The organism is Tardiphaga robiniae, from assembly GCF_013359755.1.
Classification (GTDB): Bacteria; Pseudomonadota; Alphaproteobacteria; order Rhizobiales; family Xanthobacteraceae; genus Tardiphaga; species Tardiphaga robiniae.
Window position 1 is genome coordinate 50,321 of sequence record NZ_JABMCJ010000064.1, and the last position, 15,089, is coordinate 65,409.

General features: G+C 61.5%; 19 protein-coding genes. 11 read left to right on the forward strand and 8 right to left on the reverse strand.

Translation table 11 applies throughout. The annotated features are described in order from the left end of the window. Positions 1–2: 2 nt before the first annotated feature. Positions 3–398 (forward strand): RidA family protein, encoded by a 396-nt coding sequence (locus tag HP556_RS02515; protein ID WP_210269036.1) that lies wholly within the window; start codon positions 3–5, stop codon positions 396–398. Here HP556_RS02515 and HP556_RS02520 read toward each other — a convergent pair. After that, positions 395–709: an ArsR/SmtB family transcription factor gene (locus tag HP556_RS02520; protein WP_116664309.1), complete on the reverse strand. Its 315-nt coding sequence runs from the start codon at positions 707–709 to the stop codon at positions 395–397. The two genes, HP556_RS02515 and HP556_RS02520, sit on opposite strands and share 4 nt — an antisense overlap. 83 nt (positions 710–792) lie before the next feature. Between HP556_RS02520 and HP556_RS02525 the strand changes: the two genes are divergently transcribed. Continuing rightward, the gene (locus HP556_RS02525) at positions 793–1,545 is read left to right on the forward strand and encodes an SDR family NAD(P)-dependent oxidoreductase (RefSeq protein ID WP_175365798.1); all 753 of its coding nucleotides are present in this window, start codon (positions 793–795) and stop codon (positions 1,543–1,545) included. Positions 1,546–1,643: 98 nt separating this feature from the next. Here HP556_RS02525 and HP556_RS02530 read toward each other — a convergent pair whose 3' ends face one another. Then, positions 1,644–1,997, reverse strand: coding sequence for a hypothetical protein (locus HP556_RS02530; protein ID WP_175365771.1), 354 nt, complete (start codon positions 1,995–1,997; stop codon positions 1,644–1,646). A 127-nt stretch (positions 1,998–2,124) separates the two neighbouring features. Beyond that, a complete protein-coding gene (locus HP556_RS02535) occupies positions 2,125–2,952 on the reverse strand; it encodes a transglutaminase domain-containing protein (protein WP_175365799.1) in 828 nt (275 codons plus the stop codon). A 278-nt stretch (positions 2,953–3,230) separates the two neighbouring features. On the opposite strand from HP556_RS02535, the gene HP556_RS02540 reads away from it, so the two are divergent. The 5 genes from HP556_RS02540 (at position 3,231) to HP556_RS02560 (ending at position 5,304) form a co-directional block, all read left to right on the forward strand. Continuing rightward, on the forward strand, positions 3,231–3,494 hold the full coding sequence (locus HP556_RS02540) for a hypothetical protein (protein ID WP_068736091.1): 264 nt from the start codon (positions 3,231–3,233) through the stop codon (positions 3,492–3,494). Then, positions 3,491–3,787, forward strand: coding sequence for a hypothetical protein (locus HP556_RS02545; protein ID WP_068736086.1), 297 nt, complete (start codon positions 3,491–3,493; stop codon positions 3,785–3,787). Before HP556_RS02540 ends, HP556_RS02545 begins: the two co-directional genes overlap by 4 nt. A gap of 62 nt (positions 3,788–3,849) precedes the next feature. After that, entirely contained in the window at positions 3,850–4,029 is a 180-nt protein-coding gene (locus HP556_RS02550; protein WP_093756428.1) for a hypothetical protein, read from the forward strand. A 15-nt stretch (positions 4,030–4,044) separates the two neighbouring features. Then, complete coding sequence (locus HP556_RS02555) at positions 4,045–4,320, forward strand: DUF1488 family protein (protein WP_175365800.1); 276 nt, start codon at positions 4,045–4,047, stop codon at positions 4,318–4,320. Positions 4,321–4,389: 69 nt separating this feature from the next. Next, positions 4,390–5,304: a tetratricopeptide repeat protein gene (locus tag HP556_RS02560; RefSeq protein ID WP_175365801.1), complete on the forward strand. Its 915-nt coding sequence runs from the start codon at positions 4,390–4,392 to the stop codon at positions 5,302–5,304. 47 nt (positions 5,305–5,351) lie between these two features. Here HP556_RS02560 and HP556_RS02565 read toward each other — a convergent pair whose 3' ends face one another. Together HP556_RS02565 and HP556_RS02570 are read right to left on the reverse strand one after the other, a co-directional pair. Beyond that, on the reverse strand, positions 5,352–6,488 hold the full coding sequence (locus HP556_RS02565) for a DUF2778 domain-containing protein (RefSeq protein WP_338117522.1): 1,137 nt from the start codon (positions 6,486–6,488) through the stop codon (positions 5,352–5,354). 477 nt (positions 6,489–6,965) lie between these two features. Further along, positions 6,966–7,667: a DUF899 family protein gene (locus HP556_RS02570; RefSeq protein ID WP_175365802.1), complete on the reverse strand. Its 702-nt coding sequence runs from the start codon at positions 7,665–7,667 to the stop codon at positions 6,966–6,968. Between the two features lie 167 nt (positions 7,668–7,834). Here HP556_RS02570 and HP556_RS02575 point away from each other — a divergent pair, with 167 nt between their 5' ends. Then, positions 7,835–8,356: a DUF6886 family protein gene (locus HP556_RS02575; RefSeq protein WP_175365803.1), complete on the forward strand. Its 522-nt coding sequence runs from the start codon at positions 7,835–7,837 to the stop codon at positions 8,354–8,356. Between the two features lie 167 nt (positions 8,357–8,523). Here the strand turns inward: HP556_RS02575 and HP556_RS02580 are convergent, their stop codons facing one another. After that, the gene (locus HP556_RS02580; protein WP_175365804.1) at positions 8,524–11,073 is read right to left on the reverse strand and encodes a diguanylate cyclase; all 2,550 of its coding nucleotides are present in this window, start codon (positions 11,071–11,073) and stop codon (positions 8,524–8,526) included. 181 nt (positions 11,074–11,254) lie between these two features. Here HP556_RS02580 and HP556_RS02585 point away from each other — a divergent pair, with 181 nt between their 5' ends. After that, the gene (locus HP556_RS02585) at positions 11,255–11,758 is read left to right on the forward strand and encodes an RrF2 family transcriptional regulator (protein ID WP_089264972.1); all 504 of its coding nucleotides are present in this window, start codon (positions 11,255–11,257) and stop codon (positions 11,756–11,758) included. Between the two features lie 31 nt (positions 11,759–11,789). Next, entirely contained in the window at positions 11,790–12,254 is a 465-nt protein-coding gene (locus HP556_RS02590) for a carboxymuconolactone decarboxylase family protein (RefSeq protein ID WP_149531031.1), read from the forward strand. Positions 12,255–12,365: 111 nt separating this feature from the next. Here HP556_RS02590 and HP556_RS02595 read toward each other — a convergent pair whose 3' ends face one another. After that, positions 12,366–13,340: a Bug family tripartite tricarboxylate transporter substrate binding protein gene (locus tag HP556_RS02595; RefSeq protein ID WP_175365805.1), complete on the reverse strand. Its 975-nt coding sequence runs from the start codon at positions 13,338–13,340 to the stop codon at positions 12,366–12,368. A gap of 294 nt (positions 13,341–13,634) precedes the next feature. On the opposite strand from HP556_RS02595, the gene phhA reads away from it, so the two are divergent. Continuing rightward, positions 13,635–14,522: a phenylalanine 4-monooxygenase gene (gene phhA, locus HP556_RS02600; protein ID WP_175365806.1), complete on the forward strand. Its 888-nt coding sequence runs from the start codon at positions 13,635–13,637 to the stop codon at positions 14,520–14,522. Here phhA and HP556_RS02605 read toward each other — a convergent pair. Continuing rightward, positions 14,508–14,957, reverse strand: a complete 450-nt coding sequence (locus tag HP556_RS02605; RefSeq protein WP_068736063.1) for a helix-turn-helix transcriptional regulator — start codon at positions 14,955–14,957, stop codon at positions 14,508–14,510. The two genes, phhA and HP556_RS02605, sit on opposite strands and share 15 nt — an antisense overlap. Positions 14,958–15,089 lie beyond the last annotated feature (132 nt).

Sequence of the window (15,089 nt, forward strand, 5' to 3'; positions counted from 1 at the left end):
TCATGAAACAGGTTATCCGCATCGAGCCGCTATCGACCTACATGGAGCGGCGGCGGGCGCCGGTGTCCGCCGTGACCCGCCACGGCGACACGCTCTATGTGTCGGGTTTTCCGCCGTTCGATCCAGCCACGGGTGAGATCGTCGTCGGCGCGTCGGTGGAGCGCCAGACCGAGATCGTGCTTGATCAGCTGAAACTTTGCGTCGAGACCGCGGGCTCATCGCTGGACCAGGTGCTCAAATGCAACGTCTATTGCACCTCGGCCGAACACTTCCCCGCCGTGAACGCGATCTACGCGCGTTATTTTCCCAACGACCCGCCTGCCCGCATCTTCGTCTGCGTGCCGACATGGTTCGCCGATTTCGATATCGAAATCGATTGCATCGCGGCGATCGGCTAACCCGCCTCCGCGTGCGTCAGGATCAGCTTCAGCAATCCCGGAAACCGCGCGTCAATGTCGGCCTCGCGGACAACGTTGCGATGCTCGACGCCGCGCTTGGTGGTCTGCACCACGCCAGCCTCGCGCAGGATGCGAAAGTGATTGGAGACCGTCGACTTGGCCATGGTGCAGGGTGCCGCCGCCGCGCACGACATGCAGTCGTGCTGGCCGATCATCGCCTTGACCATCTGCAACCTCGCCGGATCGGCCAACGCCGAGAGCACGCCGGCCAGCGTGATGTCCTTGGTCGCGGGGTGAACGAACTGAACCATGAAAAAGATATAGGCGCCCCCTTGCGCTCGTTCAATAGTCCCATACTTCCGAACTATTGAAGCATCCAAGAGGGATCACGACCATGACCAAGACATTCGAAGGCAAAGTTGCGCTGGTGACCGGCGGCTCAAAGGGCATCGGCGCTGAAATCGCCATCCAGCTCGCCGCCGGAGGCGCTGCCGTCGCCGTCAATTACGCATCCAGCAAGAGGGGCGCCGACGAGGTCGTCGCGAAGATCACAGCCAAGGGCGGCAAGGCCATCGCGGTGCACGGCAATCTCGCCGAGCCGGACGGCGCCAAATCCGTGGTGGCCGAGACCGTCAAGGCGTTCGGACCGATCGACATTCTCGTCAACAATGCGGGCGTCTATGAATTCGCCCCTCTCGACAGCATCACGCCGGAGCACTTTCACAGGCATTTCGATCTGAACGTGCTCGGGCTGCTGCTCGCTTCGCAGGAAGCGGCCAGACACTTCAACCCCAATGGCGGCAGCATCGTCAACATCTCATCGGGCGTCTCTACGATCACCCCACCGGGTTCAGCGGTCTACACCGCGACCAAGGCTTCCGTCGATGCGATCACGTCGGTACTGGCGAAGGAGCTCGCGCCGCGCAAGATCCGCGTCAACGCCGTCAATCCCGGCATGATCGCGACCGAGGGCGTGGTGTCAGCCGGATTCCATGAAGGCGACATGCGCAAGTGGATCGAATCCGCCACGCCGATGGGCCGCATCGGCAAGGTCGAGGAAATCGCTTCCGTCGTCGCATTCCTCGCTTCTGATGCTGCATCTTACGTGACGGGCGAAACGCTGCACGCCACCGGCGGCTTCAGGTAACCCACGCGCTCTGCTCAACAGTCTATCCGACATAGGCCAAGGGCGGTGCAATCAGCACCGCCTTTGCTTGTTATCGCGAGGCCAAATCTCTCCTTGCCTCAATCATCATCACCGCCGGCCGCCGGCATCTGCGGCATCGACGGTGTCTGCATGCGATCCGCCGCTGATGGCTTCATGCGTTCGCGTGACGGAGCTTGCCCACGCATCATCTGAGCCTGATCGTGCTCGACCTGCGGAAAGAACACATCGTAGCAAGCGCGGCTCAAGCGCGGTCCTGCGCTGCGCAGACAGTTTTCCACGCGCCCCTCGTCCGGCATCGCGGATGTACAGAGGCGAAACGCATCGGGCGTGCAGGCTTCGCGCTGTGCGTCGGTGCCGCTGGCCAAAGCCGCGGCGCTGAAACCCGCGATCAACGCCATGGCGGTCGTCAGGCTTGTCAGAGTGTTTGCCATCGGTCCTGTCCTTACGAAGTTATGACAGGTGAAATTCTCAGTGGCGCGCTCGGTTCCTTCCTGGCCGCTCACATGCTGCTGAAAATGCAGGCTTAAGCGAGTGTAACGACAGAGCCCACAAAGCGAGTCAGTTGACCGCCTGCGTGCTTTCGTCGATCTCGTCGGTCCACACCTTGAAACTCACCAGCGTGTTCGGCCCAAAAGTTTGCGTGATCGGCACATCCGCGGCATCGCGGCCCTGCGCGATCAACACGCGTCCGATCCGCGGGATGTTGTTGCGGGCGTCAAACGTATACCAGCGGCCGCCGATATAGGCTTCGAACCAGCCAGCGAAATCGCCGTCGGCCCATGGCTTCGGCATACCGATGTCACCGAGATAGCCGGTGCAGTAGCGCGCTGGAATATTCATGCAGCGACAGAAGGTGATGGCCAGATGTGCATAGTCGCGGCAAACGCCCTTCCCCTCGTTGTAAGCGTCCCAGGCGGTCTTGGTCGCGCGTGCGTGCTCGTAACCGAACTGGATATGGTTATGCACGAAATCGCAGATTGCCTGCACGCGCGCCCAGCCAGGCACAGTCTTCTCGAACAACTGCCAGGCGACGTCCGACAGCCGATCCGTCTCGCAGTAACGGCTACCGAGCAGATAGACGATCGTCTCGGCCGGCAGATCCTCCACTGCGTGCTGCACAGCGGACGGCACGATGATATCCGGCTTGCCGCTATCGTTGACGATACCGTCGGCTTTGAACGTGATGCGGCCCGTCGGCGCAACAATGCGGCTGCACCAGTTGCCAAAGCCATCGCGATACGGCGTGATCGGAACTGAGGGATTTATCGTGAGATAGTCCGGCACCACCACGTCGGAGGCACGCGTGAAGTGCATGCCCATCACGATCATGACAGGCGTCGGCTGCGGGAAATCATAGATCATCTCGTAGCCAACACGGATCTTCATGCAAAACACCTCATCCCGGCAAATCGTTGATTTCAAAAGCGAGACATCGCAAGCGTTGCACATTGCGCGACGATCTTGCGAGAAAAACTCAGCGCAAGCGTCCGGCCAGAATGTCATCGATGTCAGATACATCCTCGAAATGGCGACAAAACGTCCAATAACAAGACAATCATAGCGAAATTCGACGAAACACCGGATCGCTCAAAGAAATCGGTGGCTAATATCTGTGAATAGGCGCACGCTGAACGGATGCCGGATCTCAGCAGCGACATGCGCGCGTGACCACGAGATCGCGCCGTGAGACCGTTACTTTCAAGCATCCTTTCCAGTTGAAGGGCCTTGGTCGTTTGATCCCGGCAGGGTCGTATGACGTCATCACCGATGAGGAGATGATCGAGGGACTGTCCTTCGCCAGCTACCGGCGCACGGCGACCATGATGATCGTGCCCGGAGCACCACCTCATACAAGTTCCATGGAGATGATCTCCATTGGGTCGCTTGAGCTGGCAGATGTGCAGCGCATCGATGCGAGCGCACCATGACCGACACTCCCGTCGAGCTGGATAGCCGCCGCGGCATGGCGGCACAGAAAGCCACCGATATCCGGCGCAGTCTCGCCGAAGTGGAATCCAATGCCGCAGCGCTGCGTGAGCGGCAGCTGGCACTCGAAGAGCAGTTACTGACCACGCCGGCCACCACATGGCCTGAGGCTGCAGCAAAGGCGCGCTACGTCCTCAATCTCTACGGCGCATCGCTCAGCGCACAGGATACCCAGCACCGCGATCTGATCGCGATCGTGCTGGACGACTTCACGCGGCTTGCCGCCAACGACTGATCCCATCATTACGCAGGTCGCAGCGATCCCGCAGCAGCCAGCGCTCAACCGAAAGCATCCTCATGCAGAACCTCTTGCACCGTCACGTTCAAGTCGCAGAATCTCTCCGCCTCGGCGTCGAGTCCGGCTGGTACAGCACCAAGATCAGCGGAACCTTTGTTACGGGCCCACATCCCACCGAGGCCGAATGCTTGCGCAAGATCGCTGAACTCAACCCTGTCGTACCGAAGCGCAAGGTCTAACGCGGGAAGACGACGATGGCGCTTACACACGGTGTTTTCCAAAGCTTCGAATATAATCGCATGGTCGTCCTGTTCTCGATGATGAATGACACGACCGAAGTGACCTGCGCGATCAGCACCAGTGCGATGGACGAGCTTGAAAAGGCGAAACGCACCAAGCCCGAACAACGCGAGGAGCAATTCGTCCGGTTGCGCGATCGCATCGAGGCCTGCGCAGCGCGCAAATTCGCGAACGCCGAATTTGAGGGCAAGCCGCCCGGTATCGTGCTGCGCAGCATCGATTTCCGGTAGCCTCTCCCACCATTGAACCCTTCCTCCTCGCGGTGTGACCAACGCCTGTCACACGCGAGAGGTCGAACCATGCGCCACTTTCCAAGCCTGAACCGTTGCGCCATCCGCGTCCTGTTCGCTGCCATGCTGGCGAGCGCAGCAATGCCGATCGCGCAAGCTGCTGCCGACGATGCACAGCAATGTACCGATGCCTCCGGCGTCCTGGCGATCGCGGCCTGCGACCGCGCCATCGCGTCGGGCAATTACCGCGGCCGCCAGCTTGCTGAGCTGCATTTCAACCGCGCCTTCGAATATCACGAGCGGCACGAGAGCGGCCCTGCCATGGCTGCCTTCGACGAAGCCATCCGCCTGAACCCGGATTATGCCCGCGCCTATTTCATGCGCGGCAATCTCTGGCTCGCCCGCGGCGACAACGACCGCGCCATCAGCGACTTCAGCGTAGCGCTCGATCTCGATCCCAACAATACCGATGCCTATGTCAATCGCGGTGTCGCCTGGTACGCCAAGGACGATAACGACCGCGCTATTGCCGACTACGACATGGCGATCCGTCTCAATCCGCAGGAAGGCGGCGCCTATAGCAATCGCGGCGGCGCCTGGCTTGTGAAGGGCGATCATGCGCGCGCCATCGCCGATTTCGGCGAAGCAATCCGGATCAATCCGAACGACCCCTGCCCGGTGTTCAACCGCGGCTTCGCCTTCAGCCTGAAGGGGGACAACGATCGTGCTATCGCCGACTACAACGAGGCGATCCGCATCGCACCGACCTATGTGGCGGCGCTGACCAATCGTGGCGGCGTGTGGTCCGACAAGGGTGACAACGACCGCGCCATGGCGGATTTCAATGAGGCGCTGCGCATCAATCCGAAATACGCCAAGGCGCTCTATCTGCGCGGCATGACACGGCTTGAAATGGGCGACAGTACGGGCGGCGCGGCAGATGTCGCCAGCGCACGGAGGATCGATCCGAAGGTCGGCTCATAATGACTGAACACGCATCGCCCTCAAGGGCGACACGTCAGTCATATCGATCAGTCGAGTTTGGCAACCACGATAAGGCGCTTCACTTCGCCGTTGCGATAGGCCTGCAGGAACTTGTTGTAGTCCCGGAACGAGACGCAGCCATTGGAATCGCCATTGGGGCCGAGCATGTAGGTATGCGCGAGCAGACCCGTGCGGCCATGGATCGCGCCCTCGCCGCCGACCGGCGTCAGGCGCAGCGCGGCCACGCCGTGGAACAGAGCCTCGCGCGGCTTCAGATCATAGATGTGCGGCGGCGTCACGCCGCGCATCTTCTCATGGGCATAAGCGGGATTGTCGAGACGGCTGCCGAGGCCGGAATGCGCTTCCAGCTTGGTGCCGTCGGGCATGTAAACTTTACGCGCTGAGATGTCGTAGACTGCGGTGGTGCGATCGCTCAGGGTGGGTTCGTTGCTGGCCGCCGCATCAGTGCCGTTGCTCAGCACGCCGCCGTCGGAGCCGGCATAAGCGAGCACGGGGCCGGACTGCGGAGCGTTGCCGCCGAACAGTTTCTCGAAGACATTGAAATTGCCGGACTTGGGCTGTGCGGCCAGCGCCAGCCGTGCCTTCTGCACCAGCGAGTCGTGGCCATAGGCGCCGCCCCTGGCGGCGCTGGCCTGTGCGACCGGCTGCGACGGCGCTTGTGTCGCCTGCTGCGGCGCGGACGGCGCACGGGCATCCGAGGGCCGTGCGGCCGGCATCGGAATGCTGTCGACGAGCTGGCGCACCGTTGGTGCCGGCTGCATCAGCGCGACTTCCTGCGGCTTTGCAGCCGGTGCGGGGACTACGGACTCGGAAGCTGGCGTGCGCCTGACGAAGCGCTCGGGCGCAGCGCCCATCGAATAGGTCGGGTCGAACCAGGCGACTTGGCGCTTCGGCTCGGGCTGCGCGGCAGCGAGCGGCGCATTCACGGCCGGCTCGAAACGCTCGGAGAAGGATGTGCGGTGTTCGGTGCGTGAGAAGCGGCTGTCGAAGCGTTCGGCGAAGGACGACTGGCCAACGCCCGCATCATTGCCGAGATTGGCGGAGACCATCGCAGGCTGCACGCCGTTCTGGAAAAGCTTGCCGGCGAGCGTCCATCCACCGGTCAATGCGACAGCGGCAAGAGCAGCGCCGCTCACGAACATGCGTGAACTGGATTTCGACACTTGATGCTGGCCTCGGCGTGAGGGTGCAGAATGGTTCAACGCACGTTTACTGCTGCTCATACGCCTGACGTCCAACACACGTTTACTAAGCTCCCTGCCCGTTGTGCCTGACGAGACACACAGGTCTCGAAAAGCACCGCGCAGGGATGCGAAACGCCATTAAGGCGAGTTTTAGTTAAATGCGGATTAATTGGAGGTCCCCCACCGATACCTACCTAAAGGCCTGCCAATCATGGCCTTTTTGAGTAACCGACAGGACGAATTCGGGGAACCTGCGAGAGCTTTCTGAGGCTCTCGCAGGCCGGTCTCAGGCGCGCTGGGGTTTTGGGTCACGCCCGGCCCGAACTATTGGCGCGCTGTGATTAGGCCATTGGCCTAGTGCGAGGCTGGTGCGCGGGGAACCACATTTCCTTTTGCGGTATTTAGGTAATCACAACGATCAATTTGTACCGGCTAAGGCGTCAAATGATCACGACCTCAGTAGTTCAGCTTCGGATACCAGTCGGTCCCCCGCCCCTCCGGCGTGACATCCAGAACCGTCCAGAGCGGCATCAGATCCGGCGCCCCACGCGGGTCCTGGCCGGGATCGGCCGTGGATCCATCCATCTCGCCGCTCCAGAAATGGCGAATCTTGCCACTGCGGCGGGTGAAGACGTTGAAGGCAGCATCGTCGCCGCCGTCCTTGGTCAGCCCGTGATAGTCACGGCTGAACGCGCTGGAGGTGTCCGCGAACAGCGGCAGGTAATGCCAGCCACGCTGCTTCTTGAAAGCGACCAGCCGCTCGATCGGCGAGCGCGCCACAACGGCCAGCGCCACGCGCTGAGTAATGTCAGGTACCTCGCCGTCCCAGGCCGACAGCAGCGATGTGCACATCGGGCACGGCTTCTCGCGCTGCGGCCCATACATGTAGGAGTAAACGACGAGCGTCTGCTTGTCGCCGAACAGGCCCGCGAAATTCACGGGGCCCTTCTCTCCGATGAAGTCGTAGTCCTTGGTCACCTCGCCGCCATCTGGCAGCGCACGACGCAGCTCCGCGACGCGTTCGATCTGACGCCGCAGTTCGATCTCCTCGACAAGCAACGCATTACGCGCATCGCGGTATTCACGGCTCTCATTGGGAAAGCGAAAACTGGCCTTCTTCACGAGTTCGGCCGCAGGCGTCAGGCTGGAACCGGTCATGACATGATCCTCCCTTGGTGAATTTCAACGTGTTCCGTCTGAAAGACGTTCCGGGAGCGGCCAATCCGACATGACGATCCACAAATTCATCATGCGCAGCTTCGTGAACGGCCAGAACACGCATGAGGGTCATTGACGCGCTGAGCACGGACGCACATGAGTGCACCATGCGCCTGTTTCATTTTAGCGAAGAGAACAACATCGAAGTCTTCATGCCGGGGCCGGCGGAGATTGCGACGCCTCGCGCCCAGGGACAGGAGTGGCTCAATGGCCCCTTGGTCTGGGCCATCGATGACTGGCATGCGCCGATGTATCTGTTCCCGCGCGACTGCCCGCGCATTTTTGTCTGGCCGACAGCGAGCACGACGCCGGAATACCTCACGGCCTACAAGAAGATGACCACCTGCCGCATGGTTGCGCATATCGAACTCAGCTGGCTGGACCGACTCTCCCACACCACCATCTATCGCTACGAGCTTTCGCCAGACGGGTTTGAATCGCTGGACGATGCGGGTATGTGGATTTCGCGCACGCCGTCCATGCCGCTGAACATGGAGCGGATCGACAACATCGAAAAGGCACTGGAAGCCGCCGGTGTCGAATTGCGCGTCCTGCCATCCCTGAAGACGCTGGCGCCCTTGTGGGAGACATCGCTGCATGTCAGCGGCATTCGCCTCCGCAGTGCATAGGACGGACCGATCGCGCTGCCCTAAACCGACAAAGCATGCCTGGACGTTCAGGAGCCGTAGGATCGTAGCATCCTCGCGACATTCATCGCTCGTTGTCACGATGTGCGACGAGTATCGCTTTGACGTGATGCGCCTACGTTCTACCCATCCTGTAATGACCCACGAGCTCAGGCCGCGGTGTCGGCCTTTGCACGGCGATGACTGACCACGACGCGGTTGCGGCCCTCTCGCTTGGCCTCGTAAAGCGCGGCGTCGGCGGCCGCGAGCAGATCATCGCCCTCGGCGACGTGCACCGGCATCACCGCCAGACCGATCGACAGTGTGACGCCATCGAGCGTGGCCGATGGCAGCGTCACCTGCATGCGATGCACGGCATCGAGCACCTGCTGCGCCCGCTGCGCCGCAACCTCGACCGTGACGCCCGGCATCAACATCAGGAACTCCTCCCCGCCGAACCGGCCGATGATATCCGAGGCGCGCGTCGTCTCACGCAATATCCTGCCGAGGCCGCGCAGCACGGCATCACCGGCCTCATGGCCGTGGCTGTCATTGATACCCTTGAAGTGATCGATGTCGAGCATCGCCAGCGCGAGCGGCTTGCCGTCCTGCTGGCTGCGCGTGGTCTCGCGCACCAGGGCATCTTCGAGGTAGCGGCGGTTGTGAAGATCCGTCAGCGGATCGCGCACCGCCTGCTGACGCAGCAGCTCGCGGAGTTCGAGATTGGCCATCGCCAGCGACACCTGTTCGGCCAGCATCGTCGCCAATTGATCCGCCCCCTCACCGAACACAGAAGTATGCTCGCGATACAGCAGACCAAGCAGGTTGTTCTGCGCGATCAGCGGCTGACAAACGAATCCCGTACCGGTGGCACCGCACGGACCGGCATGATTGCAGACCAGTCCCTGACTCGCCTCGGAAATCGGGAATGTCGTGCCACGACGCAGCGCCCAGCAGTCATCGACCGGAAACGACACCGCATCGGCCTGTAGTGCCCCCCAATGGGCGCCGCGCTGAACTGCGTTGCGTGCGTTATTCAGATAGTACAGCGCTCCTGCCTCTTCCGTGAACAGGTAGCCTGCATAGGTCTGAACCGCCGCGAAAATCTCTTCGCGCGACTGACACGACTGCAGCACGCCCGAGAGTTCCGTGAGCAGAACGATTTCCTTGGCGCGAATTTCCGCCAGTTGCAGCGAGGTCGTCAGCCGTTCGTTGGCCTCCTCCATAGCCTGCGCATGCGCGCGCCGCTCCGCCTCGACAGCGAGCGCGTCGGTCTTGTCCTGGATCACCCAGAGGATATCGCCGGTCGCCAGCGGCTTGCCATAGGCATCGACCAGCAGCGTGGAGCCGTCGCTGCGGCGTAGATGCAGTTCGACTTCCGTCGCCATGGCGCTGTCACGAATGCGATTCAACGCGGCATCGAACGCCTCCCCGTCCGCCTTCGTCGCAACCAGCTCGTCGATCGTGTTGCCGGGAAGCGCAGTGGAGTTGCGACCGCAGAGTTCGGCGATCCGGCGATTGCCGCGCAGGATCCGGTGGCCGGCCGTAAACAGGATGCCTGCCAGCGGATTGTCGACCAGCGCGCGCTGCTCGGCATCGAGGGTGCTGAGATTGCCGGACAACCGGCGCGACCTCATCGTGATCACGGCGAGTAGCATCATCAGGACGCTGATGGCGCTGCCGCTGGCGAGGACGACGTTCGGCACTGTATGGCTGACTTCGTAGATCGAGCCGGGATTGGTGGTGAACAGCACGCGCCAGACGCGCTCGCCGACAACCAGCGAACGATCCGCCGAGATCCCCGCCGACATCACCATCTGCGTGACGAGACCGAGATTGGGTTCAAGACTGTCATACATGAGGGTCGGAGTGACGGTCGTATCTTCCGGCTCGCCAATCATGACGCCTTCCTGCGTCGGCTTGGCATAACCGCGATCAACCACCTGGATATGCATCTGCTGCAACGTCCGCGGATCGAGGATGCCGCGCATCAGGTCATTGGTGCGATAGACCGATGCAACGAAACCGTGGAGCGCTGCGTTTCGCTGCGAGACGGTCTGCGTGGGCTCGCCGGCCCGGTAGATCGGCGCGCGGATAATGAAACCGAGGCCACCCGAGGTGTCCTGCACCAGTTTGACCGGCGGCGTCGCGACAATCCGGCCGGTCTCCGCGGAACGCCGCAGCGAGTCCAGTTGCGCAGGATTGGCACCGGCATCGAAGCCCAGCGCATTTTCGTTGCCACGCATCGGCTCGACGAATTCGACTACGTTGTAAATTGATCGTGGCCCCGGCGGACGCACGGCGAAATCCGGCTGTCCGGAATGCTCGATGCTCTTGTCGGCACGAACTTCCGCAATGAAGGCATCTAGATGATCCGGCGTCACATGACGCAGCGACTGCAAGGCCTGGAAGCCGGGATAGCGGCGGCCGAGATCGAGCACATCGATGTAGCGTCGGAACTGGGCGCGATCGACACGGCCGATCGAGGCGTACAATCCCTGCATGCTGACCAGTACTTCGGCGTGGGTGCGCAGCCGTTCGCTGATCGCATTGGAAATATCGACGGCGTCGGCAGCGAAGCGACGCTGCATATCGGCCGCTATCAGGCGTTCCGAGAACTCGCGAATGGCAAATGTCGCGGCAAGGCCGGCTCCGAGAATGGCTGCTGCAACGAAAGTCGTCCGCCGCGCCTGCGGCGCCAGCAAGTCACGCAATGCCATGTCGAGTTCCCTGAACTGACCCGGCCCCCGGCTTCGGATCACAGTACCTAGGTCGGGTGATACCGGCATCGGGATTTAGATTCTGTTGCGCTGCCCACCTGCGAACCACCTCAGGACCGGACACTTGACGACATCCTTAATCATGGATAATAATTATCCACGATAGAGGTGAAATAGAGCCATGAAGATGAGCGACGGGGTTGAGCAGGCGATCCACAGCGTGGCGATGCTCGCAGGCCTGCAATCGAACGGCGTGTTGTCCGCCGGCGCCCTCGCCGAATTTCATGGCGTATCCACCAGCTATCTCCTGAAACACCTGCAGGCGCTTTCGGGCGCCGGCTTGCTCATCGCACAGCCTGGCCCGACTGGCGGCTATCGCCTTGCCCGGACGCCAGACCAGATCACCCTGCTCGATGTCGTCCTTGCCGTTGAGGGCGATGCGCCCGCCTTCCGCTGCAGCGAAATCCGCCAGCGCGGCCCCAATCCCCTGCCCGGCAAACCCACGGCGCCCTGCGGCATCAATGCCGCGATGTTGCGTGCCGAGCGCGTCTATCGCGATGAGCTGGCCAAGGTGAGCATTGCCGATGTGCTCGGCGATCTCCGCGCCAAGGACACCGACGGCGCCATTGCCGCCCGCGGCTGCGCCTTTCTGGAACTCAACGAACGACGCCGTAACGCCAACTGAAACCTGAAACCGCACACCAAGGAGAAAGACCATGCAAGCCCGTCTCAACATCGCCAAGGCCGCCCCCGACGCCTACAAGGCCGTCGCCGCGCTCGATCAATATGTCGTCAAGGAAAGTGGCCTCGAGCCTGCGATCGTCCACCTCATCAAGCTCCGCTCGTCGATCATCAATGGCTGCGCCTTCTGCGTCGATATGCATGTGAAGGAATCCCGTCACGACGGTCTCAGCGAGCAGTGGATTAACATGATGTCGGTCTGGCACGAATCGACGGTCTATACGCCACGCGAGCGCGCTCTCCTCGGCTGGGTCGATGCCGTCACGCTGATCGCGCAGACTCGCGCACCCGATGCCGATTATGAGGCCCTGCGCGCACATTTCTCGGAAGAGGAATGCCTCAAGATCACCGTAGCGATCGGTGCCATCAATGTCTGGAACCGTCTTGCCGTCGGCTTCCGCGTTCCGCATCCGATCGAGAAGCCGAAGGCTGCTGCCTAAACACAGGCTTCAGCAGATAATCGACAAGCAAAAGGCCGGGTTGAAACATCAACCCGGCCTTTCTTGGTTTCAGCTTGGCCCGACCGATGTGTCAGGCAATATGGCTAGTGGTCAGAAAAGCTTCGCGCCCGACGCATCGACGACGCGTCCCCAGCGCGCGTAATCGTCCTTGATCGTCTTGGCGAAGGCCTGAGGCGTCGAGGTCGTGATGCTGAGGCCCTGCTTTTCGAGACGCTCGCGAACATCCGGCAGCGCGCCGATGCGCACCACTTCGGCGTTCAGGCGATCAACAATGGCATCGGGCGTCCCTGCAGGCACGACGAGGCCGAACCAGGAGTCGACGACAAAGTCAGCCACGCCTGCTTCCGCCGGCGTCGGCACATCGGGAAGCTGCGACGAGCGCTCGCGGCTGGTGATCACGAGACCCTTGACCTTGCCGTCGCGGATCTGCGGCGCCAGCACCGTCAGCGTGTCGAAAGACAGGTTCACCTGATTTCCGAGCAGCGCATTCACGGCGGGAGCGCTGCCCTTGAACGGCACATGCAGCAGATCCGTCTCGGTCAGGCTCTTGAACAGCTCGCCGCTCAGATGGCAGAGCGTGCCGGGTCCGCACGACGAGTAGGTGAATTTCCCCGGCTCGCGTTTCGCAGCAGCAACGAGCTCCTTCACTGATGACACCGGCGTATCGGGGCTAGCCGCGAGCACGTAAGGCACCGACGTCAGCATGGCCACCGGCGTGAAGCTCTTGAAGGGGTCGTAAGAGATGGTCTTGTTGATATGCGGCAGGATCGTGAGCTGTCCAGCAGGCGCCAGCGACAGCGTGTAGCCATCCGGATCGGCCTTGGCGACAGCATCGGCAGCAATAGCCGTACCGGCACCAGCCTTGTTCTCGACCACAATGGTTTGCTTCAGCGCCTCGCCGAGCTTGTCGGCATAGACCCGCGCCGTGATGTCCGCAGCGCCGCCCGGCGGGAACGGAACGATCAGCTTGATCGTCCGGCTCGGCCAGCTGTCAGCGAGCGCCCCCGTCGCGCCGGAAACCAGCAGCACTGCCGCGAAAGCACCTGAGAGGAAGCGAAAAGACATGACGGACCGCACGGTCGTATTCCTTATGATCGATAATGAGAGTGTTTTGCCCGTGGCTCCCGCGAGGTTTCGCGGAGATTTCGCAATCATTTCAGCGATGTGGGAGCACGTTTGTTACCACTGAAAATGTCATCGAGACGGGTTTCCGACAAGGAAACGCCTTTGCAAATAAGATCCGGACGATGGTGGATTGCTATCGTCGGACGGGCGGATGCGAGAAGTTGCTTCTTTTGACGGAACTATTCGGCAGCGGAACCTTATGCTCTGATCGGACCGTCGGAGTCGGAGAGCGTCATGACCGAGCTGAACCAGTCGACCGAGAAGAGCCGCTACCTCAGCGCCCCGAAACGCCCTGACTTCACGCTGGACCAGGACTGGGGCTCCTACTCCGCCGCCGAGCACGATCGCTGGGACCGCCTGTTCGCCCGCGCGCAGACTGTCCTGAAAGGCCGAGCCTGCGATGAATTCCTCACCGCACTGAACACGCTACAGCTGTCCGAATCCGGCATTCCCGATCTGGAGAAACTGAGTGCCCGTCTGACGCCGCTCACCGGTTGGCAGGTCGTGCCGGTCGCCGAACTGGTGCCCGACGAGATCTTCTTCGATCATCTTGCCAATCGCCGCTTCCCGGCCGGCGCCTTCATCCGCCCCGAACACGAAATGGACTACCTGCAGGAGCCAGACATCTTCCATGACGTCTTCGGGCACGTTCCGCTATTGGCGAACCCGGTCTATGCCGACTTCATGGAGGCCTATGGAAAAGGCGGCCAGCGCGCGATGGCGCTCGGCCAGTTGAAAAACCTGGCACGATTATATTGGTACACGGTGGAGTTCGGACTGATGAACAGCGCGGACGGGTTGCGCATCTTCGGCGCCGGCATTCTGTCGTCAGCAACAGAGTCGGTCTTCGCGCTGGAAGATGGCTCGCCGAACCGGATCAGGTTCGACCTCGAGCGCGTGATGCGGACGAACTACATCATCGACGATTTCCAGCAGAGCTATTTCGTCATTGAGAGCTTTGAGAAACTGCTGCAGGACAGCTATCAGGATTTTGGCGCACTCTATACCCGCCTGGCCAAAGCAGACGACATCGCGGCCGACGAGGTGACCCCTGAGGATCACATCATCAGCCGCGGGACGCTGGACTATTTCAAGCGCAAGCGCGCGTCAGCCATTCATTGACTGGATGCGGAATTTAGCCGGCGACGCGCCGAAGCGACGACGGAAGCTGCGGTGGAAATAGGATAGTTCGTTGAAGCCGCAGGCGGCCGCGACTTCACTGATCTTCAGGCTGCACTGCCGATCGCCGGTCAGCATGCTGCGGGCCTTTTCAAGCCTCAGCTCCATGATGCGATCGGTGATGCTGAGGCCGGAACCCTGCAGCAAATCCTGAACGTAGCGGACAGACAGGCCGAGCTTCTCGGCGACCACCCGGGTCGAGAACTGCTGGTCGGCAAAGCTCTCATTGATCTGGTTGATCACGCTGGCGATCCGCGCTCCGCGCAGGCCGCCGACCTCGGTGAGGTTCACGGGGTCCGGCTTTTCGATGCTGTGCACCTTGGCACGGTCGGATCCAAAGTCGGAGTGGCTGCTGAATGCGAGATTTGTGTTTTCCATGTTCCCAATCACCGCCCATTTCAATGTGTGCGGAGATAGGTCGTCCGGACCCCTGACTTTGGTTCAACGCCGACGACGATAATTTATCGTCTTTCGAAACCATAGCGGCGCACTGCGCCCCGATGGTGACCC